Consider the following 26,089-nt stretch of genomic DNA (forward strand, 5'->3'; position numbering starts at 1 on the left):
CTGATATATTGGCTGACGGAATACTTGCACGATTGGCGAAGTATTTGTTGCAAAATGTGTCGCGACCAGATAGTTAGTCGATCGGTAAAGTTTACCGCAACGATAGGAAAGGTCGCCGCATGTCGCTCGTGCTTTATGGGCATCCGCTCGCCTCCTTCTGCCACAAAGTGCTGATCGCGCTTTATGAAAACGCTACCCCTTTCGACAATCGCATCGTCGATCTTTCCGACGAAGCCTCGCGCGCCGATCTCTTTCGCTTCTGGCCGATCGGCAAGATGCCGCTGCTGCGGGACGAGGCGCGCGACAGCACCATTCCCGAGACATCGATCATCATCGAATATCTCGAGCAATATTATCCCGGCCCCGTTCGCCTGCTGCCGCTGGAGATCGACCGGGCGCTGCAGGTCCGTCTCTGGGACCGCTTCTTCGATCTCTATGTCCAGGCACCGATGCAGACGCTGGTCAGCAATCGTCGGCGCCCCGAGGGCACGGCAGACGAAACCGAAGTGGCCGCCGCCAAGGCGACACTCGCCACCGCCTATGCAATGATTGAAAAGCAGCTCGCCGACAAGCAATGGATATCAGGCGACGGCTTGACCGTGGCCGATTGCGCAGCGGCCCCAGCGCTCTTCTATGCCGAGACGCTGATGCCCTTCACTTCGGAGCAGCCAAACCTTCATGCTTATTACGATCGGCTGCTCGCCCGGCCATCCTTTCGACGGGTGCTGGAAGAGGCACGCCCCTACTTCAAATTCTATCCCTATAAGGAAAGGCTTCCGGCGCGCTTTCGGGATGCGGCCGGATGATCGAAAGCCAGGCGGATCTCGACCGCATGTTCCACGCGCTCTCCGACCGCAGCCGCCGCGGTATGATCGACCGGCTCGGTCGCAGCCCCGCCTCCGTCACCGAACTGGCGGCGCCGCTTGCCGTTGCCCTGCCGACGGTGCTGAAACATCTGCAGGTGTTGGAGGAAAGCGGTCTTGTCCTTTCCGAAAAGGCCGGTCGCGTGCGCACCTACCGCCTGCAGCAGGACGCGCTTGCCACCGTGGAGCGCTGGGTGGAACAGCGAAAGATCCAATGGACCACCACCTTCGACCGCCTCGACCAATTTCTTGCTGATGAACCGGAGACATTTCCCGAATGACGACACCATCCGCCGAACACGCCACTCTCGTCATCGAGCGTCACCTGAAGGCGCCCGTCGCCCGCGTTTTCCGCGCCTGGTCGGCGCCAGAGGCCAAACGCCAATGGTTCGCCTGCCACGGCGAATGGGTGCCGCTGGACTACGAGCTCGATTTCCGCCCCGGTGGCACGGAACGGAACTACGTCGCCGATACTGACGGCCTTCTGCACGCCTATGATGCCCATTACATCGATATCGTGCCCGATGCCCGCATCATCTATGCCTATGAGATGAAGCTTGGGGAAAGCCGCATCTCCGCATCGCTGACAACCGTCGCCTTTGAAGCCGAACCCGGCGGCACGAAAATGGTCTTCATCGAACAGGTGGTCTTCCTCGACGGCTACGCTGACAACGGCGCTCGCCTCCAGGGCACCGAAATCGGCCTCGACAATCTGCAACTCTTCCTCGAGCGCGAGGAAAGCCCGATCCACTGACACATGTCGCCAAATCAAGTTCGGTGCGACGCGTTTCAGGCGATATTGCCAAACTCAAGCGCTGCTAGGTTTTTTTCGGGCGCCGGCGGGGCGAGCGGCAGCCCGCGTTGATGTGTTGAGTGCGGCGGCGGCGCAAACGAGCGCCTTCAGTGCCTGCTCGTTGATCTCATCGCCCTCATGGAAGTCGATGGCGCGCCTGGTATTGCCGTCAAGGCTGGAGTTGAAGAGGCCTGAAGGGTCCTCCAGCGATGCGCCTTTGGCGAAGGTCAGCTTCACCACGCTTTTGTAGGTCTCGCCGGTGCAGATGATGCCGGCGTGCTCCCAGACCGGAACGCCTCTCCACTTCCATTCCTCGATCACGTCGGGCTCGGCCTGCCGGATCAGAGTTCGGACCCGGGCGAGCGTCTCGCCTCGCCAATCACTCAACTCCTCGATTCTCGCGTCGATCAAACGAGAAGGAGAGTCTCCGTCTTTCTCTTCGCTGGTGCCGCTCTTCTTCATGGTTGCCATGGCTTTCTTCATCAATATCGCTCCTCCATCCCTTAAGTGCTGATGACCTATAGCACCGTGCGTCATTTTGGACGCACAAAGGACGCTCTAACGCTTTAAATCGACGCATCCGCTTACATTCGTTCACCGGGCAATTGGCTGGCTTGCTCCACCCAGGCGGCGAGCTGAGCCTCGTCGAGTTGGTCTTCCTCATGGATGTGGAAGTAACGCACTTCCTTTTGCTTCGACTCGCCGGGCGGGATGGGACTGAGCGACGTGCCACGAAAGAAAGCGAGTTTGATGTATTTCGCGAAGCAATGGACACCGAGGAACCAGCCCTGCCCTTCCATGCCATAGAGCGGCGAGTTCCATTTCACGGCCTTATACACCCCCGGCGCCGTGCGCGTGATGAGCGCATCGAGGCGATGCCCGATGTCGCTTTTCCAGCCCGGCATGGCGGCGATGTAGGCTTGCACGGGAGCGTCGCCGTAGCCCTTGGCGATCTGAGGGTTGCCGCCCGAGAGAAGGGTCGGCCCAGCGGTATCCGGCGTGGCAGCTGTCTTCTTCGTAACCTTCGCTGCGGTCTTGGATGTCTTCCCGGACATTGCCTTCACTCTTACCCTCCGCTGCGTCCCGCGCTGCGCCACTTGGTGGCATACGGCAGCGCGAACAAGTAGAGACCAGTGAGCAGGAGCAAGGTCAGCGGCAGCAGCGCCATGATCCCCACCCAGACGGATAATTTCTCCTGCACCATCGCGATGATATTAATTATGACGGCTAGCGTAAAGGCAATGGACAGCCAACGGTGGATCTGCCGAAGCCGGTTATTCCAATTCAACGGAGCCTCCTGCGAAAACGAGACGAAGCGGATGGCGTGATCCGTTTGGGCGCGGCCTCACTCTATCCGCGCCAGGACCTGCTCGAGATTTGCAAAGAACCGCTCCCACCCGCTCCTGGCGCCCCCGTAGGCCTGCCGCTGATCCGGTCGGAAGCCCGACTGCTCCATACGCAGCTGCGTGCCCGCGCTTGTGGGCGTGAGAGTCCAGGTGACGACGCTCGCGAGATCATAGGCAGCCCAGGTGTAAGATAGGGTTTTGTTCGGCTCGACTTCCAGGACCTGGCAATCGACAGAGCCCCAATCCGCGCTCAGCTTGAAACGGTGTTCCACGACCGGCACGAAGTCGTTCTTCATCAGCCAGTCCGCGATCAGATGTGGCTGGGTGAGCGCGCGCCAGATCTTTTCCGGCGGAAAGGGGATTTCTCGTTCGACGACGATGGAACGAGTCTCGGTAGATATTTCGGTCATTGGTCCATCCTTTTCAGTAGATCTTCCAGCTGGTCAAATCGATTTTGCCAAAAGCCGGCCATCTCACTTGTCCAGTCGACCAGCGGCGCCAGCGCACCGAGCTGCGCGCTGTAATGCGTCTGGCGACCTTCGTGACGATCACGCACCAATCCGGCCTGTTTCAGGATTCCGAGATGTTTTGAGACGACCGGTTGCGAGACCCCGGCCCGAGCCGTCAGAGCCCCGACCGTCTTTTCTCCTTCGCGGCACAGCCGTTCGAAAAGACCCCTCCGGGTCGGATCGGCGAGCGTTCTGAACAGCACGTCTTGGGTGTCCGACATCTACAATCCATATCCTGTTGGCTATAGATTAACGTATAGCCATGAAGGTATGAGTGTGTCAAGCTGGACGTGGGGCGAGCTAGGGAAACTATTGTTGCTGATTTTGACGCGTGCCGCAGCCGCATCTCGACAGAGACGGCTGATTCCCTCATACCCATGCGGCTATACATCTTCGCCATTGGTGATGCATGCTCGTACCGACACGCCTCGTCTATGCCGAGGTCATGTAGCGTCGCGAATAGCCTTGGGATCAACCGCCGCTGTCGGTGCCGAGGATCGCGGCAAGCAGTCGGCCCTCCAGCTCGGCAAGGCCAGGATGGCCGTGCCGGCGCGGATGCGGATAGGGAATGGGAAGATCGAGTGCGATCCGCCCCTCGTCGAGCACGACGACCCGGTCGGCGAGATGCACCGCCTCGCTGACATCATGGGTGACGAGCACGGCGGTGAAGCCGAGTTCGCGCCAGACACGGTTGATGAGTTCCTGCATGCTGATCCGCGTCAGCGCATCCAGCGCGCCGAGCGGCTCGTCGAGCGCCAGCACGCCCGGCCGGCTCACCAGCGCCCGCGCCAGTGCCACGCGCTGCCGCTGCCCGCCGGAGAGCCGCGCCGGCCACTCCCCGGTTTTTTCGCCGAGCTGGACTTCGGCAAGCACGGACTCAGCCGCCTTCGCCGCAGCCCGGTTGTCGATGCCGTCTCCGAGCCCGACAACGACATTGTCAGCGACGCTGAGCCAGGGCAGCAGCCGCGGCTCCTGGAAGACGATACGCGCGTTCGGCCTCACCTGCGCGCCATCGGCATCCTCGAAATGCAACGCGCCGGCACTCGGCTCGTCGAGGCCCATCAGGATGCGCAGCAGCGTGCTCTTGCCGCAGCCGCTCTTGCCGATCACGGCGACGAACTGGCCGGCCGGAATAAGCAGATTGATGCCGCGCAGCACGCGGTTGGCCCCAAAACTCTTTTCAAGCCCCGTCAGGCTGATCGCCGCGGGCGCACTACGACCGCCCGCGGGCGCGCTTTCGCGCGTATAAGCGGGCTCGTCGGCGACGGCGTGAAAACGCTCATGCGCGATCGATGTCATGGCGTCTCTCCTATTTCTGATAGACCGGGTTCCAGGCGAGCAGCCGCCTCTCAAGAATCCGGGCGATGACATCGGCAAGCTTGCCGAGCACGGCATAGATGACGAGGGCGAGCACGACGACATCAGTCATCATGAATTCGCGGGCATTGTTGGCCATGTGGCCGATGCCTGAGGATGCTGCGATCGATTCCGATACGATCAGCGTCAGCCACATAATGCCGAGCGCATATCTCAGGCCGACGAAGATCGACGGCAGCGCGCCTGGAAAGATCACCTTGCGGAAGAGCGTCCAGTTGCCCATGCCATAGACCTTGCCCATCTCGATCAGATCGCGATCGACATTGCGCACGCCGTGATAGGTGTTGAGATAAACGGGGAAGAGCACGCCGAGCGAGGTGAGAAACAGCTTCGATTCTTCGCCGATCCCGAACCACAGGATGACGAGCGGGATCATTGCCAGGTGCGGAATGGTGCGCAGCATCTGCAGCGTGGTATCCGTCAGCTGCTCGGAAATACGCGATACGCCATTGGCGATACCGAGCAGGAAGCCGATCGAACCGCCGACGAGAAGGCCGGCAAAGGCGCGGCCGGCGCTCACCAGCACGTCCTTCGGCAACTGGCCGGAAACCGTCGTCGACCAGAAGGCGAGGCCGACATCGGCCGGCGACGGCATGATGCGCGACGAGATCCAGCCGGCCGAGGAGGCAAGCTGCCAGAACGCCACGGTCGCCACCGGCACCAGATAGGGCGTCAGCTTCTCCAGGCCGGGCAGTGGCAGGCGGAACCCCGCCTTCCCGGCCTTTTCGGAAGTGACCGACCGTATAAAGGGAGTATCGAAAGTCGACATGCATTGTCCTCGCGCTTATCGGGAGCAGGATGTCGCAAGCCCTAAGCGGCTTGCGACGGCGTCACGCTCTGCGTCTTCGTTCGAGATCAGGAGCCGGAGACGACTTTCAGATTGCCGCCATGGCTTCCGCCTGCGAAGACTTGCTTGCGGCCGAACTCGTTGTTGAAACCAAGGCGCTGCTGGTTGCGGGTAATGCCGAGCTCGGGGAAAAGCAGTTCGGCGACGCGATAGGCCTCTTCGAGATGCGGATAGCCGGAGCCGATCACCGTATCGATGCCGATCTCCTGATACTCGCGAAGGCGCGCAGCCACCGTCTTCGGCGATCCCACAAGCGCCGTGCCCGCACCGGCACGCACCAGGCCGACACCGGCCCAGAGGTTCGGCGAGACTTCGAGCTTGTCGCGGCGCCCGCCATGAAGGGCGGCCATACGCTTCTGGCCGACCGAGTCGGACTCGTGGACGAAGCGCTCCTGCGCCTCGCGGATCGTATCGTCGTCGAGATGGCGGATCAGCCGCTCGGCGGCCTCCCATGCCTCATCATCGGTTTCGCGCACGATGAAGTGCAGACGAATACCGAAGCTCACCTCGCGGCCGCGTTCGCCGGCGGCTTTGCGCACGTAGGCGATCTTCTCGGCAACCTGTGCCGGCGGCTCGCCCCAGGTCAGGTACTTGTCGACACGGCCGACGGAGAAATCGATGCCGGCATCCGACGAACCGCCGAAATAGAGCGGCGGGCGCGGGTTCTGCACCGAGGGAAAGCCGAGACGCGCATTGGTCGCCTTGATGTATTTGCCGTCGAAGCTTGCCGTTCCCTTTTCCAGCAGTTCCTCAAAGACGGTGAAGAACTCTTCGGCATGGGCGTAGCGCTCGTCATGCTCGAGATGGATGCCATCGCCGGCGAGCTCCGCCGGGCTGCCGCCGACGACGATGTTGAGCAGCAGCCGGCCATTGGAGATACGATCGAGCGTCGTTGCAAGACGCGCGTAATAGGCAGGCGACGCCGTGCCGGGGCGGATTGCCACCAGGAACTGCAGCTTCTCGGTCTTGGCGGCAAGGGCTGCCGCCGTCACGAAGGACTCCTCGCAGGCAACCCCGGTCGGCAGCAGCACGCCGGAATAGCCGAGCCGGTCGACGGCCTGGGCGATCTGCGTAAGGTAACCGATTTCCGGCGCGCGGTTGAGCTCGGAGGAGCCGAGATAGGTGCCGTCGCCCGATGTCGGGATGAACCAGAGGAAATTGATGGGCTCAGATGTGCCTGTTTGGGAGGTGGTGGTCATGGAAGACGGTCCTTTAGCTACGGAATTCGCGGTCGAGATGGCTCTCTGCACGTGACGACGCACAGACCGTCTGCCCGCATGACGCCGCCGCACGGATGCTTGGGAGGATCATGGTGGTGGTAGCGGAGGCTGTAGTAAGGCCGGCTGTCTGACTGTGCGTGAGCATCTGAAATGTCCCTGTCGATCGGATGGCGGCTGGCCGATACTTTTCGGTATCCGCTCCGATCGAGAGGATACTGACATAGACCAGTAATTAGATCGACAATATCAATTTGCTATTGTAATCCGTTTTGGAGAATATTTTTCCGGTTTAACGGCATGGAGGCCCTCTCCATGCCGCCTCGCGGAAATCTTGGCACCGGGCGGAAAATCAGCTCGCCTTGGGACGCCAGACGATATCGCCGGTTGCGAGCTTCTTCGGCAGGATGCCGAGCCCATGGAATTCGTCTGCGAGTGCCTGCTGATAGGCGGCGGCGGCATCGGTGATGGTCGAGACGCTGCCGAGATCGGCGCCCTTACGCGTCAATGTCACGCGCGTCACGTCGGCCGGCACGCCGGTAATTTCGGAAAGCTCCTCGACCGTTTCGTCGAGATTGCTCTGTGCCGACTTCCCGACCTTGGCGAGCTCATCGATCACGTCGACGACCACTTGCCCGTTGGCATCGGTGAAATCGCGATTGGCAAGGAAGAAGCTATAGGAATCGACAATTCCTTCAGCGGTCGTTAGGATACGTGTCTCCGGATCAGCTTCCGCAATCGCCAGATAAGGATCCCAGATCGACCATGCGTCGATGCTGCCATTCTTGAACGCAGCGGCGGCATCCGGCGGCGAAAGATCGAGCTGCTCGACGTCTTCGGGCTTCAGGCCTGCCTTGCGCAAAACCTTGACGGTTACATTATGCGCGCTGGAGCCGCGCTTGAAAGCGACCTTTTTACCCTTGAGGTCTTCAAGCGTCTTGATGGACGAATCCTTGCGCACGAGGATAGCCGAGGCTGCCGGGCTGCCCTTGTAGAGACCGACATAATAGAGCTGCCCGCCGGCCGCTTGGGCAAAGAGCGGCGGCACATCGCCGGTCGCGCCGAAATCGAGAGCGCCGGCGCCCAGCGCTTCGAGAAGCGGCGGGCCGGAGGTGAATTCCGACCAGCTGACGGTAATGCCGTGATCGGCAAGCCGCTTTTCAAGTGCGCTGCGACGCTTGGCGAGCGCCAGCACGCCGTTCTTCTGCCAGCCGATACGGAATTCGGTGGCGGCAGCGCGTGCCGGCCGGACAGCCGGCAGGATTGCCGTGGTCGCAGCGGCTGCGAAAAGCCCGAGCGTTTGTCGACGTGAAATCATGACTTTCCCCTTTTTTGGTGGTGCCGGGCCTGTTTTCGGCTGGTCGACCCTGTCAGTGATGAATGCCATGATGATTAAATCTATAATTTTTATCGCCAACTTTATTTGCAAGATTCCGCCCTTGCTGAAATTTTGCGGCCCGGAAATCGCCCTTGAGCGGAATTTTTTCGCGCGTCCCCCTATACTGCCGACAATCCCGGCTCACTCCCGACCTTCCGCGGCCAGCCGCTCGCGGATGAAGGTGGGCCGCCGGCAAGACGCTTCGCAAGCAGGCTTGCGGGATCGATCATGCGCCAATAGGGCGTAACCGTCGAAACCGGCTCGCCCTTCTCCAGCGCGCCGAAGGACAGCTCGGCGATCACACGCAACTGCCGCTGCACGGTCACCGGACAACAGGCGTCCGCCCCATATTGAGCGGCAAGACGGCGGCGGAGGAGGCCGACTTCGGTGAGGACACTTTCCGGTGCCGATCGAATCTGCTTTGCGACCATCTGCTGCGATGGAATAAGCATCGCCTGCATTCCGTTGCGGCCTTTGCACCGTGGCTTGATCGTCGGAATTCGCTCATGTCACCCCCGGAACATAATGCCTTCCCTCCAATCTAGGCTCGGCCAACGGTAGCCAGCCTCATATGCGTCAATCGCAAGGAAGTCCGTCTTCACGGGCTTTTCTGCTCGCGCCGTTTCGGTTAATCCTCGGGCCTGCACTTGAGGAAAAGGATAGGACATATGGCAAAAGTCGCGTTCATCGGTCTCGGCGTCATGGGTTTCCCCATGGCGGGGCATTTGAAGACGAAAGGCGGCCACGATGTCACCGTCTATAACCGCACGCCGGCAAAAGCCGCCGCCTGGGCCGAGAAATTCTCCGGCAAATCGGCCCCTACTCCGGCCGAGGCCGCCGCTGGCGCCGATTTCGTCTTCGTCTGCGTTGGCAACGATGAAGATCTCCGATCGGTGACATTGGGCGAGAACGGCGCCTTACACGGCATGAAGTCCGGTACGGTGCTGATCGACAACACCACCGCCAGCGCTGAGGTCGCCCGCGAACTTTATGCGGCGGCAAAGGAGAAAGGTGTCGATTTCATCGACGCACCCGTCTCCGGCGGCCAGGCCGGCGCTGAAAACGGCGTCCTGACCGTCATGTGCGGCGGCGACGAGGCCGTCTTCGAACGCGCCAGGCCTGTCATCGAAGCCTATGCCCGCATGGTCGGTCTGATGGGGCCGGCAGGCTCGGGCCAGTTGACCAAGATGGTCAACCAGATCTGCATCGCCGGCCTCGTCCAGGGACTTGCCGAAGCGCTGCATTTCGGCAAGCGCGCCGGCCTCGATATAGAAAAGGTGGTCGAGGTGATCTCCAAGGGTGCAGCCGGCTCCTGGCAGATGGAAAACCGCCACAAGACCATGAACGCAGGCAAATACGACTTCGGCTTCGCGGTCGACTGGATGCGCAAGGATCTCGGCATCGTGCTCACCGAAGCCCGCCGCAACGGCGCCAAACTGCCGGTCACCGCCGTCGTCGACCAGTTCTATGGCGACGTGCAGGCAATGGGCGGCAATCGCTGGGATACATCCTCGCTGCTTGCCCGCCTGGAGAAATGATCGGCCCCTCCTCCGATGCGGCCGAATTGATCGCGCATCTCGAAACGCTGCGCTCGGAGGAGAATATTGCCGGCATGGCGCGCTTCGGCATCGTCACCGATCGCGCCCTCGGTATCTCCAATCCCGATATCAGGGCGGTCGCCAGGGTGGCGAAGAAGGATCACGTCAGGGCAATGCAGCTCTGGAGAAGCGATATTCGCGAAGCCCGCCTGCTTGCCCTCTACACAGCCGAGCCGAAGCGGTTGACGACAGAAGAAGCCCAAAATTGGGCCGATGATTTCAACTCCTGGGAGATCGTCGATTGCGCCGCCGATCTCTTTGTCGAGGCCCGGTTGGACAAGCTCATCTGGGAATTCGCTGCCGACGAGCGCGAATTCGTCCGACGCACAGCCTTCGCCATGATTGCCGGCGGTGCCGTCCACCGGAAAAAGGACCCCGACGCCACCATTCTTGCCTGGTTGCCGCTGATCAAGACTCATTCCGGCGACCCCCGAAACTTCGTGCGCAAAGCGGTGAATTGGGCGCTGCGCAATGTCGGCAAGCGCAATCTGGCCTGCCATGCGCCGGCGCTGGCACTCGCAAGGGCCCTGGCGGAAAGCCCTGATAAAACCGCCCGTTGGATCGGCAAGGATGCCGTCAGGGAACTGGCCGGCGAAAAGCTGCTGACGCGCTTGAGATAAGGCGGATGTCAGCGCCCAAAGCATGTCGCGCAAAACTCAACAGCGGTTTCGCGATAACGACATGCGTAAAATAACGCCCTAAAGCGCGAGAAGCGAATCTGAACGGATGGCAACGCGCTTTAGCTGAAGCCCCTCGCCTCTTCGTCAATGCTGCCTGGATTTTTCGACCAGGAAATCGATCAGCACCCGCACCGCCGGCGGCATGCCCTTGGCCGTCGTAAAAACGATGTAGAACTGGCTCTCCTCCGACTGCCATTCCGGCAGCACCCGCACCAGCTTGCCAGCCTGGAGATCGGCCTCGCAGGCGCTTTCGAGCAGGAGCCCGAAGCCGAGACCGGCCCGGGCCGCGTCGAGGATGGCGGTCATGCTGCGACAGGTGAGCCGCGGCTGATGACGAATCACCTGTTTGGCGTCATTCGGACCGACCAGTTCCCACGTGTGGAACGACACCCATGACGTCATTGCCAGCGTCGGAAGGTCGGCGAGCTCGTCAACACAATTCAAACTGCCTGTACGCTCGACGAGCGAGGGACTTGCGACCAGGATGCGTCGCGCCCGGTCGAGCTTGCGCATCGTCAGGCTCGTCTGCGTCTCCGGCTCGTTGGTCGCTCTCACCTCGAGATCGATCCGTTCGTTGATGAGGTCGGCGCGCCGCTCGGAGCCGATGATCTGCAGCTTGATCTTCGGGTAACGTTCCAGGAATTCAGGCAGGATGCCCCCGACCGAGATGTCGACGAGAGCGAGCGGGCACCCCATCCGCACCACGCCTTGCGGATCGGATTGGGCCTCGGTGACGATCGACTTGGCGCGGTCGGCCTCCTGCAGGACGGTCCGGCATCTTTCGTAAAGAGCTTGGCCGATCTCTGTCACCCGGAAGTGACGCGTCGAGCGTTCTATAAGCCTTGCGCCAAGCCCATCCTCGAGACGGCTGACCCGCCTGCTGAGTTTCGAACGTGGTATTTTGAGATCGCGACTTGCAGACGCGAAACCGCCGCTGGAGACGACAGCGGCGAAATAATAGTAGTCGTTGAGATCGTCCATAAGAACAAGCTATCCGAGAGTGTGAATTAATGCCAGCCCTCAGCAAAGGTTGCATCCTCTCTCCCAAAAAGCTGTAATCACATTGTCGGCATTGGATTTTCTTTTCACGACCCGTTGCGGCAAGCTCGCCGATGCGGACGAAGTCAATCAATCGACAGCCGTCCGCACGGCAATATCTCGGCCGATCCAGCTCGGTTGAAAAATTGAAAACGGGGTGCCTCAATAGCCGAGGCTAACAAAATGCCGACATACGATACAAAACGTACCCGTTCGGCTCACCTGAAAAGACGATCCAGAAAGACTGCCTTGAAGACTGTGCGTCAAAAACGCTGCAAGGACGGTCCGGCAGGGAAGACCGGACCCGTCCCCGTAGCTGATCGGAGGTCACTCGGATCAGAAACTGATTTAAGTGCTCCCGGTCCGAAGACCGGGAGCATATCTACCAAGTGGATTAGAACGAACGCTGCAGACGGAAGTAGCCCGTCGTGGTGTCGTCGCCGTCTTCCGGATCGAGCCACTGAACCGAAGCCTTGGCGTAGAAGTTGTCGACGATCTGGTAATCAACCGTCAGACCAGCCTTCCAAGCATCGCCGAGACCGTCGAAGTTTTCCGGAACTTCCGTGCCACCGCCGAAGTAGTTGCCGTAGTACTGAACGCCCGGGGTGATTTTGAGCTTGTCGGTTGCCTTGATAGCGTATTCGGCAGCGATAGCCCATTCAGCCGAGGAGTAGTACGAGTTCGGGCCGGAAGAGTATACGCCGGCGAGGCCGAGCGTGCCGGGACCGATGTCAACCGTACCCATTGCACGGATAGCGCCGTCTTCGTTGTCGACGTCCCAGCCGCCAGTGACCTGGTAGCTGAACGCACCAGCCTTGCCGCCAACGCCGAAGGCAACGCCGACATTGTTCGGACCATCGTCCGCAGTAAAGACGGTGGTGCCGGGAATGACGCCGGGAGCAAAGGTACCCTGGTAAACGCCGTCTTCCAGTTCATCGACGCTGAGGCCGGCGTAGAAGGTGCCGCTTTCATACTGATAGCGGATCGAGTTGTGCAGCGTTACGACCGAACCGATGTCGTCGGTTTCGCCAGAGAGACCATCGTCCCACCAGCTGTAGAACAGACCGGCGCGGAAGCCCGCGACGTCGAGGTAAGCGGAGTCGAGGATGGCTTCCTGATCGGTGGCATTGTCAGCATTGAACTGCATGACGATGACGCCGGTCAGCGGACCATACTCGGTGTCGCTCTTGGCCGTGAACTGAACCTGACCGCGGGTGACGGCATCCCAATCCGAATCGCCGCCGACATCTTCGCCAACGTTGACCTGGAAACGGATGTAGCCTTCGATCTTGAGGCAGGTTTCGGTGCCCGGGATGTAGAAGTAGCCGGTGCCGTAAGCGTCGCAGACGCGAACATATTCAACCGGTTCCGGCTCAGCAGCAACAATAGCGTCAGCTGCAAGAACCGGCGTCGATGCAGCAAATGCTGCTGCTGATGCAAGCAAAACCATTCTGATGTTCATTTACCAATCCATTCCTTTGTCGATCGGGGCTGGCTTCAGATCGGGTAGTCGATTTGAAGCCGGCCCAGTTTGAACAGCCATCTCGGCGTGCGGATCGATCGAACCGCCAAACCGTCATCACATACAAGGCTCTATCAAGCAATTCTCGATACACGCCAGATGGGTTCTCACGGGCTACTTTCCCCGGCAACGTGATCTTTATACAACAATTTCAAATATTTATACAAAAAACATGCAAAACAGCTCCGCGACGGAAACCCTCCATCGCAAGCCGCACACGCTACACCCCATTGTCAAATTCTCCACCGTCCGACCCCGTCGAACATACTGGTGAAGCACATAAACTCTACCGCCGGCTAACAAGCACAAACAAGGTGGCGGTTTAGAACATAGTGTTCTGAATTCGATACCAATGAGACAAAATTATGACATATCACCCACTGGTTTCATCGACCATAACCCCAGAATCCTTACCAGGCTATTCATTTTTCCAGGAAATTGGTTCGATTTGAGCGTTTTTTCGCTATTTTTGAGGCTTTTTTCAGTCGGGGGACCGCACATCCCAAACTCGGCCTTCCTAACTGGCATTCCCACGTGCGGCCAGGATGTCACAAGTCGCCTCCAACGGGCATATCCGAGGTCGCAGACTCACGCCTGGTATGAGGCCGCGCTGGACTTTGCAGTCTCGCGTGCGGTCACGGCCGCACGCTTGACCTCAATCCTCGTTGGATTTGGCATTATCGAGAATCATGTAGTCGAGCGGCAGCTGCGTCGAATACTTGATCTGCTCCATCGCAAAGGCGGAGGAAACGTCGCGAATCTCGATCTTGGCGATCATCCGCTTATAAAAGGCGTCATAGGCGGCAATATCGGGTACGACGACTCGCAAGAGATAATCGACATCGCCACTCATCCGGTAGAATTCGACCACTTCGGGGAATTCGGCGACCACCTCGGAAAAGCGGCGCAGCCATTCGATCGAATGGGTGGCAGTGCGAATCGACACGAAGACGGTGACCTTGGTATTGACCTTTTCCGGATCGAGGATGGCGACTCGGCGCTTGATGACGCCGTCTTCTTCCATCTTCTGGATGCGCCGCCAGCATGGCGTCGTCGAGAGACCCACTTTCTTGGCAAGATCGGCAACGGCGAGCGTCGAATCTTCTTGCAGAAGACGCAGTATTTTTCGGTCGAGGCGGTCCATGCGCACAACAGTCCTTTCGAATTATTTTCTTTGTATAACTCGATTCCGCGCAACTAAAAGAATTTTGTTTCAGGAAAGCAGCGTTTTCGCCCGTTCCTGCAAGACCGGGAGCAATTCTTTCTCAAACCAGGGATTGCGCTTCAGCCAGCCGCTGTTGCGCCAGCTCGGATGCGGCAGCGGCAGCACGGCCGGCGATCGGTCGGACAGAAGACAGTCACGCCATGCTCGCACCGTCTCGGTCATATTGTCCCGCCTTTCACCGGCCATATGCCAGGCCTGCGCATATTGGCCGATGACCAGCACCAGTTCGATTTGCGGCATGGCTGAGATCACTCTTTGCCGCCAGAACGGCGCGCACTCGCGCCGCGGCGGCAGATCGGCGCCCTTGTCGTCATAGCCAGGAAAGCAGAAGCCCATGGGCACGATGGCGAATCGCCCGCGGTCGTAGAAGCTTGCCCTGTCAACGCCTAGCCATGACCGCAACCGGTCGCCCGAGGCATCGTCGAATGGCAGGCCGCTCTCATGCACCCGAAGTCCCGGCGCCTGCCCGGCGATCAGGATGCGCGCGCTCGACGAGATCACCGCCACCGGCCGCGGCTCGTGCGGCAGCCGGTGTTCGGGGCCTTTCGCCGGTGCGTCACGACAGATCCGGCAGGAGGCGATCTCCCGCCGGAGCGTCTCCAGCATGGCTTCGTCGGTCATGACTTTACTCCCATCCGACGATCTGCGCGATGAAGCGCAAGGCGCCGTCGAAACCAGACCTCTGGCGCGCATGATCGCGCAAGTCGCGCGGCCGCTCGAAAGTTCCGGCCCAGAGGCCCGCCTTCCGAGCTCTCGCCTCGGCCTCCTCTTTGCCATAATCGCCATAGGAAATGGCCATGCCCTCGCGCACCATGGCGGCATTGATGTCGCCGCCTGCCCCGCTCCGGCAGATGACGAGCAGCCTGTCGTAGCGGTCACGCCGGCTGCCCTGACAGAGTGTTCCCGATGCCAGCACCATCTCCTGCAGCGCCGCGCGCGCCGCGCGCCCGCAGGCCCAGGCTTTCCCCGCCCGCTCGCAGCTCTGGTTGAGCTCCGGCGCATCGACGCCTTCGAGGCGCAGACGTTCGTCTCCCAATGTCAGACTGTCGCCGTCGGCAGCATGAAAGGCGCCGGTATGCTCGATTTTTGCTGCATCGTTGAGCTTGGCGGCAATCAGCGCCACGAGCGCCAGCAGAGCAAAAGCGGTCACGCCGTCGCGAATCAGGCGCAGGCCCCTTGTCACGCTTTCGCCTCCTTAAAAAACAAATCCTTGGCAAAGATGGCAAACATCTTCTTAAGAATTGTCGGTTAAGCTCTTATCCACCCTGGGATGAAGTTTCAACGTGCACATGAGTACCGGCGTAAGCACATCGACCGACAAGATCATCGTCGACAGGTCGCGCAGCCACCGCAACAAGGCCGTTTCCAAGGCCGTGCGGCAGACGCGCGAACGTCTTCAGTCCGGTCACGCGTCCAATTCCTCCTTCGATCTTGACGTGCTCAAGATGTATGTGGCGTCGGTGCTGCAGAGCGCGACGATCATGCCGCTCTTCGTCGTCATCATCACCGCGCTTGGCGTCTATTTCACTGAAGATACGCAATTGCTCTTCTGGGCGCTGCTGACGCTCACCTGCCACGCCGGCAATATCCTGCTCGCAAGGCGCGCGCGCCGGCAGGAGATTACCTCCGACAGCGCCCGCAAATGGCGCCGGCTGCTGCTCTCCGGCCAGTTCCTCCTCGGCTGCTGCTGGGCCGTCTTTGCGCTGCAGGGCTGCGACACCTGCGCGCCGTCGAGCTTCATTCTTTATAAGGGCGCGACGTTGCTGATTGCGCTCTCCGTCACGGCGATGTCGAACTTCATGCTGACGCCGGCCGTGCTCGCTGCCTTTTCACCTGCGGTCCTGGCACTCGCCGCCAAGAGCGGCCTGTCACGCGACCTCCTCGAGATCAGCCTGACCGGGGCCTTCACCACCACCCTTGTCTTCTTCAATTATATCAGCGATCGGCTCTTCAAGTCGAACCTCAGGATTCTCTCCTATCAGTCGGAGAAGGACGACCTGATCGCCGAGCTGGAAGTGGCGAAATCGATGTCGGACGAGGCTCGCCGCCGCGCCGAGGAGGCAAACCTCGCCAAGTCGCGCTTCCTTGCCTCCATGTCGCACGAGCTCAGGACCCCACTCAACGCCATCCTCGGCTTTTCGGAGGTGATGTCGGCCGAAGTCATGGGACCGCTCGCCAATCCGACCTACAAGGAATATGCCGGCGATATCCACCGCTCCGGCCAGCATTTGCTCGATCTCATCAACGAGATCCTCGACCTGTCGCGCATCGAGGCTGGCAAATACGAACTGAGCGAGGAGGCGATTTCGCTGCTCGATATCACCGAAGATTGCATCGGCATGGTCCAGCTGCGCGCCCGCGCCAAGAACATTGCCATTTCGGACCAGTTCGAGCGGCAGCTGCCGGCCATCTGGGCGGATGAGAAGTCGATGCGCCAGGTGGTGCTCAACCTTCTCTCCAATGCGGTCAAGTTCACGCCGCAGGGTGGCGAGATCCACGTCAAGGTCGGCTGGACAGCTGGCGGCGGACAGTACATCTCGATCAAGGACAACGGCCCCGGTATTCCGGAAGAAGAGATTCCCGTCGTCCTGTCGGCCTTTGGCCAGGGCTCGATCGCCATCAAGAGCGCCGAACAGGGTACAGGCCTCGGCCTGCCGATCGTCCAGGCGATCCTTGCCAAACATGACGGACAGTTCCTGCTGAAATCGAAGCTGCGCGAAGGCACCGAAGTTATCGCCATCCTGCCTGCCAAGCGCGTGCTCCAGAGCCTGCCGGCCGTCGAGGAGGCTCAGGCCGTCGCGCGCAAACGCAAGAGTTTTGCCTGATTCAGCTAAAGCATGATGCCGAAAACTGTGAGCGGTTTTCGGGCAACATCATGCTCCAATTTTTAGACCTGGATCCGGGTGACTTCAGGCCGATCCAGCGTGAAATCATCCGGATTCAAAGAACAGGTGCTTGCTGAGGACGAAGCCGAGATAGAGGCTGCAGGCGGCGATCATGCAGGTCACCGCGAAGGAGCCGAGATCCTTGGCATGTTTGCCGACGATTGAAATCTCGGGCGAAATCCGGTCGATCACCTCTTCAACGGCGGTATTCATCGCCTCCATCGAAAAGAGCCCGAGAAACAGAAGCACCGCGACGACGATCTCGTCCGCAGTCGCTCCCACCAGCGCCAACGCCGCGATCGAAACGGCGAAGAAACCGAGTTCCTGGCGGAAGGCCGCCTCTTTCAGCACCCGCAGGAAGCCCGCCCAAGAGTAGCTGGCGGCGGCGATGAAATGCCGAAGTCCGGTCTCTTTCGTCACCGCAGGCTTCGTCAAGATGCCCTCTCCTCTTCCCGTTGCATCACAGACAAGGAGAGGCTTTGCCGTCTCCTCTTTGATGAGCGAATACGCAAATACCGAATCCACTTGAGGCGCGCAAGCGAACGCGTACGGATCGACGGCGCCCACCGCGGTCTTAATGCTTATTCGACACACCGGCCTGAGCGAAGGTCGCCATGCCGGAATGACAGGCAGCAGCCGCCTTGACGATACCGGCGGCAAGCGCCGCACCGGTGCCTTCGCCGAGCCGCATGCCGAGCGCCAGAAGCGGCGTCTTGCCGAGCATCTCGATCGAGCGCAAATGTCCGGGCTCGCCGGAGACATGTCCGATCAGGCAATGATCGAGGGCGGATGGATTGGCGGCTTTCAGGATCGCCGCCGCCGCGGTCGCGACATAACCGTCGATCAGCACCGGGATGCGCTCCATGCGGGCGGCAAGAATGGCGCCGGCCATCGCCGCGATCTCACGGCCGCCGAGCCGGCGCATGATCTCGAGCGGATCATCGAGATGGTCACCATGCAGTGCCACCGCCTTTTCCACCGCCGCGATCTTGCGCTCCAGCATCTCGCCTTCCGAACCGGTGCCGGGTCCCACCCAGTCGCGCGCCGAACCGCCGTAGAGCGCATAGTTGATCGCCGCCGCAATCGTCGTATTGCCGATGCCCATCTCGCCGATGCAAAGCAGGTCGGTGCCGCCGGCGATCGCCTCCATGCCGAAGGCCATGGTCGCGGCGCAATCGCGCTCGGAAAGCGCTGCCTCCTCGGTAATGTCGCCGGTAGGATAATCGAGCGCCAGGTCGAAGACTTTCAGCCCGAGATCATAGGCAACACAGATCTGATTGATCGCAGCGCCGCCGGCCGCGAAGTTCTCGACCATCTGTTGCGTCACCGTGGCCGGAAAGGGCGTGATGCCCTGTTTGGTGACACCGTGATTGCCGGCAAATATCGCCACCAGCGGCCGATTGACGGCGGGTGTGCGGCCCGTCCAGGCGGCAAGCCAGAAGGCAATCTCCTCGAGCCGTCCGAGCGCGCCCGGCGGCTTGGTCAGCTGCGCGTCGCGTTCGCGGGCAGCCACCAGCGCGCGGGCATCCGGCCCCGGCAGGTCGCGGAGCAGGATACGGAAATCGTCGAACGGCAGGCCTGAAACGCTCATTTGTGCGGTTTTCCTATGAATCCGGGTATTCTTGTCTTTTCCACGCAAATCAGCTTCCTTGCGGGTGGCAACTCTCTTAAAGCGGGCGGACGAGGCGAACAACTCCAAAAGCGCCGCCGCGACCATAAGCCGAGGCCTCCGGCCGGAACGAAGTAGAATGAAGATCAAGGATCATGCGGTCGATACCGCCCGCGCCGTCGCCTTCCTCAGCCGCATTCCCCTGCCGCAATCGCTGTTCAAAGGCTATGACGGCAGGCTTGGCCGGCTGGTGCGCGCCTTTCCCCTCGCAGGCATCGTCATCGGTTTCGTCCCCGCACTCGCCCTCCTCCTGCTTTTGGGGCTGCGCGCCGATCCGCTGATGGCGGCCCTGATCGCGCTTTCCGTTCAGGTCATCGTCACCGGGGCGCTGCACGAGGACGGCCTGGCCGATGCGGCCGATGGCATTGGAGGCGGCAAGAGCCGCGAGCAGAGCCTCCTCATCATGAAGGACAGCCGGATCGGCACCTATGGCGCGATAGCGCTGATCCTCTCCTTCGCGATCCGCGCAGCCGCGCTTGCCGCTATCGCCGGCCATTCCTCGCCGCTCGCTGCCGCCCTTGCCATTCCCGCCGTCGCGGCCCTCAGTCGCGGCGCCATCGCCTGGCACTGGCAACGGCTGCCGCCGGCAAAGGCCGATGGCGTCGCCGCCTCGACCGGCCAGCCGGACGAGGCGGCGATGCAGTTTGCGCTCGCCTCGGCCGGCCTCGTCGCAGCGCTTCTGATCTGGCCGGCTTTCGGCCTGCGGCCGCTCATCGCAAGCCTGCTCGCCACCGGTATCGCAGGTCTTGCCTTCACCGCTTTCATCCGCCGCAAGCTTGCCGGCCACACCGGCGATACGCTGGGCGCGACGCAGCAGATTTGCGAGATCGCCACTCTTTGCGCCCTTGCCACGGCTCTTTGAAATTCCGATATATCCTTCATGCAAACACCCTGCATTCACCTCTGCTCCCTCGTTTCCGCCACCGGATTTTGCGCCGGATGCGGCCGGACTCTTGAGGAAATCGGCAGTTGGATGAGGTACTCCGACACCGAGCGAAGACGGATCATGGCACTGCTGCCGGCAAGGCTCGGAAGCGCCGCCACGGTGTCGAACCATATGAAATCAAGCCTCGTCGCCGGGCCAGAGCGGCCTTTATGATTCGTTTGACCGTCTTCCTCGTCGTAATCGGCATCGGCCTTGCCGTGCTGATCGTCAACAATGACAGCAGCCGCATCGTCGGCCTGCAGACTGATGACTTCGGCCGTGTCGTCTACCTGCTGCCGATCGCGCTGATGCTATCGGCCGGCATCTGGGCGAGCCGGCGCAGCGTCGGCGAAACGATGCGACATATGATGATCTGGCTGGTCATCATCCTGGCACTCGTGACCGTCTATCTCTATCGCCAGGAAGCGCTCGGCGTCGGCAACAGGCTGCTCGCCGGCCTCGTTCCCGGCCGCGCCGTCGTCGTCACGACAAGCGAGGGCGGCCAGGAGATCATTCTGCACAAGCTGCTGAACGGCCATTTCGAAGCCGATGTTGCGGTCAACGGCCAGACGATCGAGATGCTCGTCGACACCGGCGCCAGCATGGTGGCGCTGTCGCGCGAAGATGCCGAACGGATCGGCATCGATCTCTCCCGCCTCACCTATTCCATGACGGTCATGACCGCCAACGGCCGCGGCCGGGCGGCACCCGTCACCCTCGACCAGGTGGCGATCGGCCCGATCATCCGTAACAATGTCGCAGCCAGCGTCGCCGAAGACGGCCGGCTCGACCAGAGCCTGCTCGGCATGAGCTTCCTGGAAACGCTGGGCTCGCTGCAGATGCGGACCGACGAACTCCGCATGCGCGACTAGTTGCGGCTCCGCCGCTTTACGGCGAGGACCGGATCTGGCAGCTGAACTGGAAGGCATGACACCTCGGCAGAAACAGGCTCCGTTCCCTCGACCACCACAGCAAAGGTAACCTTGATGGGGTCGGCGGCCTCCTGCGACCGACTTTGCTGCGGGGCTAGGCAATGGATGGAGGCGATTGCGAGACATCCAAGCACATTGCTGCTGACCATTGATTGCCCCATGACCGATGACGTCTTGCTGAGCAATCTTTCATGTTGAAATTGCGGCGTTCTTCAGGGCCGGATCAGTTCCGCAGCCGGTAGCCGGTCTTGAATATCCAGCCGAGCGTTCCCAGGCAGATCACCAGGAACACCGTGATCATCGCCAGGCTGATCGCCGGGTTGACGTCGGCGATCCCGTAAAAACTCCAGCGGAAGCCGCTGACGAGATAGAGCACCGGGTTGAGGTGGCTGACCGCCTGCCAGAACGGCGGCAGCATGCTGACGGAATAGAAGCTCCCGCCGAGGAAGGTCAGCGGCGGCACGACCAGCATGGGAATGAGGTTCAGCTGCTCGAAATTACCGGCCCAGATGCCGATCATGAAGCCGAACAGGCTGAAGGTGATCGCCGTCAACAAGAAAAATAGGATCATCATGAAGGGATGCTCGATCCTGACGTCGACGAAGAGATTGGCAGTCAGGAGGATGATGAAGCCGATGATCATGCCCTTGGTCGCCGCAGCCCCGACATAACCGAGCAGGATCTCAGTCATCGCCACCGGCGCCGAAAGCACCTCGTAAATCGTGCCTGTGAATTTCGGGAAATAGATGCCGAAGGAGCCGTTGCTGATGCACTGGCCAAGCAGCGTCAGCATAATCAAGCCGGGCGTGATAAAGGCGCCGTAGGACACGCCCTCCACCTCCTGAATACGTGATCCCACAGCGGCACCGAAGACGATGAAATAGAGCGAGGTTGAGATCACGGGCGAGATGACGCTCTGCAGCAGCGTGCGGCGCGTGCGCGCCATCTCGAAGAAATAGATGGATTTGACGGCCTCGACGTTCATTTGCTCGCTCCCACCAGCGCCACGAAAATGTCCTCGAGCGAGCTTTGCCGCGTCGAGAGATCCTTGAAATGGATATTGTTCTCGCCGAGCCTGGTCAGCAGAGCTGCAATGCTTTCCTGCTCGTCGTCAGTGTCGAAATCATAGGTCAGGCGGTTGCCGTCTGCCTCCAGCGTCAGTCCATTGCCGGCAAAACAATCCGGCAGCCGGTTGAGCGGTTCGGTGAGATCGAGGATGAGCTGCTTGCGGCCGAGCTTGGCCATCAGCGCCGCCTTGTCCTCGACGAGCAGCAATTCGCCGCCATTGATGACGCCGACGCGGTCAGCGATTTCCTCGGCCTCTTCGATATAATGGGTGGTCAGGATAATGGTGACGCCGGAGGCCCGAAGCTCTTCGACGACATGCCACATGTCCTTGCGCAGCGTCACGTCGACGCCGGCGGTCGGCTCGTCGAGGAAAAGAATATCCGGCTCATGGGATAGCGCCTTAGCGATCAGCACCCGCCGCTTCATCCCGCCTGAGAGCTGGCGCAGCATATTGTCCTTCTTCTCCCAGAGCGAGAGCGAGCGCAGCACCTTCTCGATATGGGCAGGATTGGCTTTCTTGCCGTGCAGACCGCGCGAAAAGCTCACCGTATTGAACACCGTTTCGAACTGATCGGTGGTCAGCTCCTGCGGCACCAGCCCGATCATCCCGCGGGTGGCGCGGAAATCCTTCACGACGTCGTGGCCGGCGACCAGCACCCGGCCGCCGCTCGGATTGGCGATGCCGCAGATGATCGAGATCAGCGTCGTCTTGCCCGCGCCGTTCGGCCCGAGCAGCGCCAGAATCTCACCCTTTTCGACGTCGAGATTGATGCCCTTCAGGGCCTCGAACCCATTGGCGTAGGTCTTGGTAAGATTTTGAACGGAAATGATGGGGGCCATGCAGGACTCTTGCGGATTCTCGGAGGTTACTTCGGCCCGCTATATAGTCCCTTTGTAACGCTTTAACATCCTTAAGCCCATGAACACTGCATTCGCGCGCTGCGAACACAGTTAGGCCTGCCGAAGCGGTTGGCCGGCGAAAGAAAGGCTGCGACCGGCTTCAGATGTCATCATCCGGTGATCTTCGTGCCCGATAAGAGAGCCGAGGTCAGCACCGGCATCCGCCCCGCCGCCCACTCCTTTGCGGAGCCGTTTCCGGGTGTTCTCGTTGCGCCCATTTTTGCTGCCTCGGCATGTAGAGAAAGTTATTGTTCAGTCACGAAGTGCTTGGAACCGGCCAGTATCCCCTGTTCAGCCGCGTTCGTCTTAGCCGGCCTTGCGCCGGCTTTCTTTTTTTCGTTCCGCACCTCATCCTTTCCGTGGTCCACCGCGGATGAATGCGACCAGGGGCGCTCCTCACAGCTCGTCGTAATTGAACCAATCAAAATCCGCGATCTTCGCCCGGCCTGACGTATCGAAGGCAAACACGCCGGCGAAAGCGCCGGTGAAGGAGCCGTGTTCGCCGCGTCCGCCCTCGTCTGAGATCACGCCGGCATCGAGGACCGGGCCGATCGGCTGCCAGGCGCCCTTGCCTTCGGTCTGCCAGAAGAATTGCAGGTCGTTCTCCCGGATTTCCATGGCGAGCTGGACACGGCCCTCGGCGGCAATCGCCACGCCGCTTTCTGCGGGAAAGCTCAGCCGTCCGTTCGGGTAGTCGCCGTTGCAGGAGAGGATCGTCACGCAGCGGCCGAGTGTTTCGTGCAGCGTCACGGCGACGGCGTGGAATTTGTGACGGTTGTAGTAATGCGTCAGCCCCGCCACCTGCTGGTAGGTGTCGGGCGAGAATTCGATCACGGTCTCGGCACGGAAACTGTGATGCTCTTGGCGGCGGGCAACCAGCGACTGTTCGAACCAGGAGCCGATGCTTTCGCGCGCAATCAGGCGCAGATGGCCGGGACGATCCGTCAGGTTGAAGATGCGCGCGGGCTCTGGCGTCCGCAGCCATTGGAAATCGGCGGGCAGCGTGCCGCCATCGAAGCTGTATTCGCTGCGCATCGGCTTTTCCACCGGCACCGCGCCAAAGAGGCCCGGCACATCGACATCGGGCACTGAGGTGCCGTTTTCAAGATAGAGCCAGTCATCGTCGCGCCAGACGCATTTCTGTAAGGACGTCTCGCGCCCCAGCGTACAGCGCCGTTTCGGTGGCAGCGGCCGGCCGCAAAGATGGGTGTGATAGGCCTCCCCCTCCGGCGTCTCGACATATTGGCCATGCCCTGCTCGCTGCAGCACTGCGCCCGGATGATCCTTGGAGGTGATGAGATGTATGTTCGGATGCATCTCATAGGGCCCGTCGATATCACGCGACCGCGCCACGGTGACGGCGTGGTCGTAGCCGGTGCCGCCCTCGGCGGTGGTCAGGTAATACCAACCGTTGCGCTTGAAGAGATGCGGTCCTTCGACGAGGCCGAGCGGGCTGCCGGCGAAGATGTTCTTGATCGGACCCTTCAGCGCCTTTGTCGCCGGATCCCATTCCTGCAGCAGGATGCCGTCAAAGGCCGGCGATTTCGGCGAGCCGCCATAGCTTTCGGTGCGGTGGTTCCACTGCATGTTGACGAACCATTTCCGGCCGTCATCGTCGTGGAAGAGCGAGGGATCGAAGCCGGAGGAATTGACATAGACCGGCTCGGACCAATCGGCCTCGATCGTAGGTGCCGTGACGATATAGTTCGGCGCATCCTTGAAGTTGCCGTCGTAGCGTTTGACGTCGGTATAGACCAGCCAGAACTGCCCGTCGGCATAGGACAGGCACGGCGCCCAGATGCCGCAGCTATCCGGATTGCCGCGCATGTCGAGCTGCGATCGCCGCTCCAGCGGCCGGCGCACCAGCGTCCAGTTCACCAGGTCGCGCGAATGGTGGATCTGCACGCCGGGATACCATTCGAAGGTTGAGGTGGCGATGTGATAATCCGCACCGACGCGGCAGATCGACGGATCGGGGTTGAACCCGGGCAGGATGGGGTTGCGGATCATGACAGGGTCTCCTCCGACCAGCGGTGCTTTTTGCTGTACGTACGTCAGATTATAGCAGAAAAAGGCCTGGAAGACTTGCCTCCGGGCCTGAGATGACTAGTCGCGTTCGGCCGACTTGGCCCAGAGGTTAATGTCGGCCTCGCGGGCATAAACGTCGATCTCGGCAAGTTCCTCGACGCTGAAATCGAGATTGTCGAGCGCCTTGACGCAATCGACGATCTGCGACGAGCGGCTGGCGCCGATCAGCGCCGAGGTCACGCGGCCGCCGCGCAACACCCAGGCGATCGCCATCTGCGCCAGCGTCTGGCCGCGCCTTTCGGCGATCTCGTTGAGCTTGCGGATATTGTCGATGATCGAGGGGCGGATGTAGTCGCGCTTGAGAAAGTGGTTCTGCGCCGCGCGGCTGTCTTCGGGAATGCCGCCGAGATATTTCGTTGTCAGCATGCCCTGGGCAAGCGGCGAGAAGACGATCGAGCCCATGCCGATCTCATCCAGCGTATCGAGCAGCCTGTCGTCCTCGACCCAGCGGTTGAGCATCGAATAGCTCGGCTGATGGATCAGGCACGGCGTACCAAGCTCCTTGAGGATTGCGGCGGCTTCTCGCGAGCGCTGCGAATTGTAAGAGGAGATGCCGACATAGAGCGCTCGGCCGGAACGGACGATATGATCGAGCGCGCCGCAGGTCTCTTCCAGCGGCGTTTCCGGGTCGAAGCGGTGCGAATAGAAGATGTCGACATAATCGAGGCCCATCCGCTTCAGGCTCTGGTCGCAGGAGGCGATCAGATACTTGCGGCTGCCCCATTCGCCGTAAGGGCCAGGCCACATGTCATAGCCGGCCTTGGAGGAGATGATCAGCTCGTCGCGAAGCCCGACGAATTCGGTGCGCAGGATTTCGCCGAAGGCAGTTTCGGCACTGCCGGGCGGCGGGCCGTAATTGTTGGCGAGGTCGAAATGGGTGATGCCGAGGTCGAAGGCCGTGCGGCACATATCGATCTTGCGGTCATGCGGCGTGTCGCCGCCGAAATTGTGCCAGAGGCCGAGCGAGACGGCCGGCAGCTTCAGGCCGGAACGGCCCGTGCGGTTATATTTCATTTTCGAATAGCGGTCTGCGGCCGGTTGCCAGCTCATCCGAATGTCTCCTTGATAAAATAGCTATAAGGTTCGTCGTGCGACATTATCGCCCAAGAGATTGCCGACACCCGCCCCTCATCCGGCTGCCGCCACCTTCTCCCCGTAAACGGGGCGAAGGGACAAGCCGCGCCGCCTTCCTCAACCTCGACGCTGCGTTTGGCGCGTCCCCTCTCCCC

29 protein-coding genes and 1 pseudogene are annotated in these 26,089 nt (G+C 60.9%); 9 read left to right on the top strand and 21 right to left on the bottom strand.

Annotated elements, in window-relative coordinates; all coding sequences use genetic code 11:
• The first annotated feature begins 119 nt into the window (after positions 1-119).
• The 3 genes from N2A41_RS11610 to N2A41_RS11620 are packed head-to-tail and all read left to right on the top strand — an operon-like array spanning position 120 to position 1,617.
• A complete protein-coding gene (locus N2A41_RS11610) occupies positions 120-806 on the top strand; it encodes a glutathione S-transferase family protein (RefSeq protein ID WP_017964610.1) in 687 nt (228 codons plus the stop codon).
• Positions 803-1,144, top strand: a complete 342-nt coding sequence (locus N2A41_RS11615; protein WP_260110987.1) for an ArsR/SmtB family transcription factor — start codon at positions 803-805, stop codon at positions 1,142-1,144. The genes N2A41_RS11610 and N2A41_RS11615 overlap by 4 nt, the downstream gene beginning before the upstream one ends.
• Complete coding sequence (locus N2A41_RS11620) at positions 1,141-1,617, top strand: SRPBCC family protein (RefSeq protein WP_017964612.1); 477 nt, start codon at positions 1,141-1,143, stop codon at positions 1,615-1,617. The genes N2A41_RS11615 and N2A41_RS11620 overlap by 4 nt, the downstream gene beginning before the upstream one ends.
• Positions 1,618-1,671: 54 nt before the next feature.
• Here the strand turns inward: N2A41_RS11620 and N2A41_RS11625 are convergent, their stop codons facing one another.
• From N2A41_RS11625 to N2A41_RS11670, 10 genes and pseudogenes are all read right to left on the bottom strand, one after another.
• Positions 1,672-2,139 carry a DUF1801 domain-containing protein gene (locus N2A41_RS11625; RefSeq protein WP_017964613.1) on the bottom strand — a complete coding sequence of 156 codons (468 nt, stop codon included), beginning with the start codon at positions 2,137-2,139 and terminating at the stop codon, positions 1,672-1,674.
• Positions 2,140-2,240: 101 nt separating this feature from the next.
• Positions 2,241-2,711 carry a DUF1801 domain-containing protein gene (locus tag N2A41_RS11630; RefSeq protein ID WP_017964614.1) on the bottom strand — a complete coding sequence of 157 codons (471 nt, stop codon included), beginning with the start codon at positions 2,709-2,711 and terminating at the stop codon, positions 2,241-2,243.
• A gap of 11 nt (positions 2,712-2,722) precedes the next feature.
• The gene (locus tag N2A41_RS11635; protein WP_017964615.1) at positions 2,723-2,944 is read right to left on the bottom strand and encodes a hypothetical protein; all 222 of its coding nucleotides are present in this window, start codon (positions 2,942-2,944) and stop codon (positions 2,723-2,725) included.
• A 57-nt stretch (positions 2,945-3,001) separates the two neighbouring features.
• Positions 3,002-3,412, bottom strand: a complete 411-nt coding sequence (locus N2A41_RS11640) for an SRPBCC family protein (RefSeq protein ID WP_017964616.1) — start codon at positions 3,410-3,412, stop codon at positions 3,002-3,004.
• Positions 3,409-3,732, bottom strand: coding sequence for an ArsR/SmtB family transcription factor (locus tag N2A41_RS11645; RefSeq protein WP_017964617.1), 324 nt, complete (start codon positions 3,730-3,732; stop codon positions 3,409-3,411). Before N2A41_RS11645 ends, N2A41_RS11640 begins: the two co-directional genes overlap by 4 nt.
• 250 nt (positions 3,733-3,982) lie before the next feature.
• The gene (locus N2A41_RS11650) at positions 3,983-4,810 is read right to left on the bottom strand and encodes an ABC transporter ATP-binding protein (RefSeq protein ID WP_017964618.1); all 828 of its coding nucleotides are present in this window, start codon (positions 4,808-4,810) and stop codon (positions 3,983-3,985) included.
• Between the two features lie 10 nt (positions 4,811-4,820).
• Positions 4,821-5,657 (bottom strand): aliphatic sulfonate ABC transporter permease SsuC, encoded by an 837-nt coding sequence (ssuC, locus tag N2A41_RS11655; RefSeq protein ID WP_260110988.1) that lies wholly within the window; start codon positions 5,655-5,657, stop codon positions 4,821-4,823.
• Between the two features lie 86 nt (positions 5,658-5,743).
• On the bottom strand, positions 5,744-6,934 hold the full coding sequence (gene ssuD, locus N2A41_RS11660; protein WP_017964620.1) for an FMNH2-dependent alkanesulfonate monooxygenase: 1,191 nt from the start codon (positions 6,932-6,934) through the stop codon (positions 5,744-5,746).
• Between the two features lie 370 nt (positions 6,935-7,304).
• Positions 7,305-8,270, bottom strand: a complete 966-nt coding sequence (locus tag N2A41_RS11665) for an aliphatic sulfonate ABC transporter substrate-binding protein (RefSeq protein ID WP_260110989.1) — start codon at positions 8,268-8,270, stop codon at positions 7,305-7,307.
• Positions 8,271-8,471: 201 nt separating this feature from the next.
• Positions 8,472-8,791, bottom strand: a pseudogene (locus N2A41_RS11670) (hypothetical protein).
• 207 nt (positions 8,792-8,998) lie between these two features.
• On the opposite strand from N2A41_RS11670, the gene N2A41_RS11675 reads away from it, so the two are divergent.
• Positions 8,999-9,868, top strand: a complete 870-nt coding sequence (locus tag N2A41_RS11675; RefSeq protein ID WP_260110990.1) for an NAD(P)-dependent oxidoreductase — start codon at positions 8,999-9,001, stop codon at positions 9,866-9,868.
• Positions 9,865-10,548 carry a DNA alkylation repair protein gene (locus tag N2A41_RS11680; RefSeq protein ID WP_260110991.1) on the top strand — a complete coding sequence of 228 codons (684 nt, stop codon included), beginning with the start codon at positions 9,865-9,867 and terminating at the stop codon, positions 10,546-10,548. Before N2A41_RS11675 ends, N2A41_RS11680 begins: the two co-directional genes overlap by 4 nt.
• Before the next feature lie 144 nt (positions 10,549-10,692).
• On the opposite strand, the gene N2A41_RS11685 is transcribed toward N2A41_RS11680, so the two are convergent.
• The 5 genes from N2A41_RS11685 to N2A41_RS11705 all read right to left on the bottom strand — a co-directional run bounded on the left by N2A41_RS11685 (position 10,693) and on the right by N2A41_RS11705 (position 15,576).
• Entirely contained in the window at positions 10,693-11,589 is an 897-nt protein-coding gene (locus N2A41_RS11685; protein WP_260110992.1) for a LysR substrate-binding domain-containing protein, read from the bottom strand.
• Between the two features lie 451 nt (positions 11,590-12,040).
• Entirely contained in the window at positions 12,041-13,108 is a 1,068-nt protein-coding gene (locus N2A41_RS11690; RefSeq protein WP_260110993.1) for a porin, read from the bottom strand.
• A gap of 715 nt (positions 13,109-13,823) precedes the next feature.
• Positions 13,824-14,312, bottom strand: coding sequence for an Lrp/AsnC family transcriptional regulator (locus N2A41_RS11695; RefSeq protein WP_003540387.1), 489 nt, complete (start codon positions 14,310-14,312; stop codon positions 13,824-13,826).
• Between the two features lie 69 nt (positions 14,313-14,381).
• Positions 14,382-15,014, bottom strand: a complete 633-nt coding sequence (locus N2A41_RS11700; RefSeq protein WP_017964626.1) for a uracil-DNA glycosylase family protein — start codon at positions 15,012-15,014, stop codon at positions 14,382-14,384.
• Positions 15,015-15,018: 4 nt separating this feature from the next.
• Positions 15,019-15,576, bottom strand: a complete 558-nt coding sequence (locus N2A41_RS11705) for a thermonuclease family protein (RefSeq protein WP_260110994.1) — start codon at positions 15,574-15,576, stop codon at positions 15,019-15,021.
• Positions 15,577-15,682: 106 nt separating this feature from the next.
• Here N2A41_RS11705 and N2A41_RS11710 point away from each other — a divergent pair, with 106 nt between their 5' ends.
• Complete coding sequence (locus tag N2A41_RS11710; RefSeq protein ID WP_260111045.1) at positions 15,683-17,218, top strand: sensor histidine kinase; 1,536 nt, start codon at positions 15,683-15,685, stop codon at positions 17,216-17,218.
• Between the two features lie 105 nt (positions 17,219-17,323).
• On the opposite strand, the gene N2A41_RS11715 is transcribed toward N2A41_RS11710, so the two are convergent.
• Both N2A41_RS11715 and cobT read right to left on the bottom strand, forming a co-directional pair.
• Positions 17,324-17,713 (bottom strand): diacylglycerol kinase, encoded by a 390-nt coding sequence (locus N2A41_RS11715; RefSeq protein WP_260110995.1) that lies wholly within the window; start codon positions 17,711-17,713, stop codon positions 17,324-17,326.
• Between the two features lie 139 nt (positions 17,714-17,852).
• The gene (gene cobT, locus N2A41_RS11720; RefSeq protein ID WP_222387521.1) at positions 17,853-18,869 is read right to left on the bottom strand and encodes a nicotinate-nucleotide--dimethylbenzimidazole phosphoribosyltransferase; all 1,017 of its coding nucleotides are present in this window, start codon (positions 18,867-18,869) and stop codon (positions 17,853-17,855) included.
• Between the two features lie 157 nt (positions 18,870-19,026).
• Between cobT and N2A41_RS11725 the strand changes: the two genes are divergently transcribed.
• From N2A41_RS11725 to N2A41_RS11735, 3 genes are read left to right on the top strand one after another with little or no spacing between them, the layout of a single operon-like run.
• Complete coding sequence (locus N2A41_RS11725) at positions 19,027-19,809, top strand: adenosylcobinamide-GDP ribazoletransferase (protein WP_222359281.1); 783 nt, start codon at positions 19,027-19,029, stop codon at positions 19,807-19,809.
• Positions 19,810-19,827: 18 nt separating this feature from the next.
• Positions 19,828-20,046, top strand: a complete 219-nt coding sequence (locus tag N2A41_RS11730) for a DUF1289 domain-containing protein (RefSeq protein ID WP_260110996.1) — start codon at positions 19,828-19,830, stop codon at positions 20,044-20,046.
• On the top strand, positions 20,043-20,744 hold the full coding sequence (locus tag N2A41_RS11735; RefSeq protein WP_260110997.1) for a TIGR02281 family clan AA aspartic protease: 702 nt from the start codon (positions 20,043-20,045) through the stop codon (positions 20,742-20,744). Before N2A41_RS11730 ends, N2A41_RS11735 begins: the two co-directional genes overlap by 4 nt.
• A gap of 283 nt (positions 20,745-21,027) precedes the next feature.
• Here the strand turns inward: N2A41_RS11735 and N2A41_RS11740 are convergent, their stop codons facing one another.
• The 4 genes from N2A41_RS11740 to mgrA form a co-directional block, all read right to left on the bottom strand.
• A complete protein-coding gene (locus N2A41_RS11740) occupies positions 21,028-21,789 on the bottom strand; it encodes an ABC transporter permease (protein WP_018074633.1) in 762 nt (253 codons plus the stop codon).
• Complete coding sequence (locus N2A41_RS11745) at positions 21,786-22,712, bottom strand: ABC transporter ATP-binding protein (RefSeq protein WP_222387524.1); 927 nt, start codon at positions 22,710-22,712, stop codon at positions 21,786-21,788. The genes N2A41_RS11740 and N2A41_RS11745 overlap by 4 nt, the downstream gene beginning before the upstream one ends.
• Positions 22,713-23,168: 456 nt before the next feature.
• Positions 23,169-24,782: a glycoside hydrolase family 43 protein gene (locus tag N2A41_RS11750; RefSeq protein WP_260110998.1), complete on the bottom strand. Its 1,614-nt coding sequence runs from the start codon at positions 24,780-24,782 to the stop codon at positions 23,169-23,171.
• A gap of 96 nt (positions 24,783-24,878) precedes the next feature.
• Positions 24,879-25,910: an L-glyceraldehyde 3-phosphate reductase gene (gene mgrA / locus N2A41_RS11755; protein ID WP_162117694.1), complete on the bottom strand. Its 1,032-nt coding sequence runs from the start codon at positions 25,908-25,910 to the stop codon at positions 24,879-24,881.
• Between the last annotated feature and the right edge of the window lie 179 nt (positions 25,911-26,089).

The sequence above is a fragment of the Rhizobium sp. SRDI969 genome, from assembly GCF_025152725.1.
GTDB classification, from domain to species: Bacteria; Pseudomonadota; Alphaproteobacteria; order Rhizobiales; family Rhizobiaceae; genus Rhizobium; species Rhizobium leguminosarum_I.

Bases quoted from the DNA above. Each gene is read 5' to 3' on its own strand.
- N2A41_RS11610 (WP_017964610.1), top strand. From the start codon at position 120: ATGTCGCTCGTGCTTTATGGGCATCCGCTCGCCTCCTTCTGCCACAAA.
- N2A41_RS11615 (WP_260110987.1), top strand. From the start codon at position 803: ATGATCGAAAGCCAGGCGGATCTCGACCGCATGTTCCACGCGCTCTCC.
- N2A41_RS11620 (WP_017964612.1), top strand. From the start codon at position 1,141: ATGACGACACCATCCGCCGAACACGCCACTCTCGTCATCGAGCGTCAC.
- N2A41_RS11625 (WP_017964613.1), bottom strand. From the start codon at position 2,139: ATGAAGAAAGCCATGGCAACCATGAAGAAGAGCGGCACCAGCGAAGAG.
- N2A41_RS11630 (WP_017964614.1), bottom strand. From the start codon at position 2,711: ATGTCCGGGAAGACATCCAAGACCGCAGCGAAGGTTACGAAGAAGACA.
- N2A41_RS11640 (WP_017964616.1), bottom strand. From the start codon at position 3,412: ATGACCGAAATATCTACCGAGACTCGTTCCATCGTCGTCGAACGAGAA.
- N2A41_RS11645 (WP_017964617.1), bottom strand. From the start codon at position 3,732: ATGTCGGACACCCAAGACGTGCTGTTCAGAACGCTCGCCGATCCGACC.
- N2A41_RS11650 (WP_017964618.1), bottom strand. From the start codon at position 4,810: ATGACATCGATCGCGCATGAGCGTTTTCACGCCGTCGCCGACGAGCCC.
- ssuC (WP_260110988.1), bottom strand. From the start codon at position 5,657: ATGTCGACTTTCGATACTCCCTTTATACGGTCGGTCACTTCCGAAAAG.
- ssuD (WP_017964620.1), bottom strand. From the start codon at position 6,934: ATGACCACCACCTCCCAAACAGGCACATCTGAGCCCATCAATTTCCTC.
- N2A41_RS11665 (WP_260110989.1), bottom strand. From the start codon at position 8,270: ATGATTTCACGTCGACAAACGCTCGGGCTTTTCGCAGCCGCTGCGACC.
- N2A41_RS11675 (WP_260110990.1), top strand. From the start codon at position 8,999: ATGGCAAAAGTCGCGTTCATCGGTCTCGGCGTCATGGGTTTCCCCATG.
- N2A41_RS11680 (WP_260110991.1), top strand. From the start codon at position 9,865: ATGATCGGCCCCTCCTCCGATGCGGCCGAATTGATCGCGCATCTCGAA.
- N2A41_RS11685 (WP_260110992.1), bottom strand. From the start codon at position 11,589: ATGGACGATCTCAACGACTACTATTATTTCGCCGCTGTCGTCTCCAGC.
- N2A41_RS11690 (WP_260110993.1), bottom strand. From the start codon at position 13,108: ATGAACATCAGAATGGTTTTGCTTGCATCAGCAGCAGCATTTGCTGCA.
- N2A41_RS11695 (WP_003540387.1), bottom strand. From the start codon at position 14,312: ATGGACCGCCTCGACCGAAAAATACTGCGTCTTCTGCAAGAAGATTCG.
- N2A41_RS11700 (WP_017964626.1), bottom strand. From the start codon at position 15,014: ATGACCGACGAAGCCATGCTGGAGACGCTCCGGCGGGAGATCGCCTCC.
- N2A41_RS11710 (WP_260111045.1), top strand. From the start codon at position 15,683: ATGAGTACCGGCGTAAGCACATCGACCGACAAGATCATCGTCGACAGG.
- cobT (WP_222387521.1), bottom strand. From the start codon at position 18,869: ATGAGCGTTTCAGGCCTGCCGTTCGACGATTTCCGTATCCTGCTCCGC.
- N2A41_RS11725 (WP_222359281.1), top strand. From the start codon at position 19,027: ATGAAGATCAAGGATCATGCGGTCGATACCGCCCGCGCCGTCGCCTTC.
- N2A41_RS11730 (WP_260110996.1), top strand. From the start codon at position 19,828: ATGCAAACACCCTGCATTCACCTCTGCTCCCTCGTTTCCGCCACCGGA.
- N2A41_RS11735 (WP_260110997.1), top strand. From the start codon at position 20,043: ATGATTCGTTTGACCGTCTTCCTCGTCGTAATCGGCATCGGCCTTGCC.
- N2A41_RS11740 (WP_018074633.1), bottom strand. From the start codon at position 21,789: ATGAACGTCGAGGCCGTCAAATCCATCTATTTCTTCGAGATGGCGCGC.
- N2A41_RS11745 (WP_222387524.1), bottom strand. From the start codon at position 22,712: ATGGCCCCCATCATTTCCGTTCAAAATCTTACCAAGACCTACGCCAAT.
- N2A41_RS11750 (WP_260110998.1), bottom strand. From the start codon at position 24,782: ATGATCCGCAACCCCATCCTGCCCGGGTTCAACCCCGATCCGTCGATC.
- mgrA (WP_162117694.1), bottom strand. From the start codon at position 25,910: ATGAGCTGGCAACCGGCCGCAGACCGCTATTCGAAAATGAAATATAAC.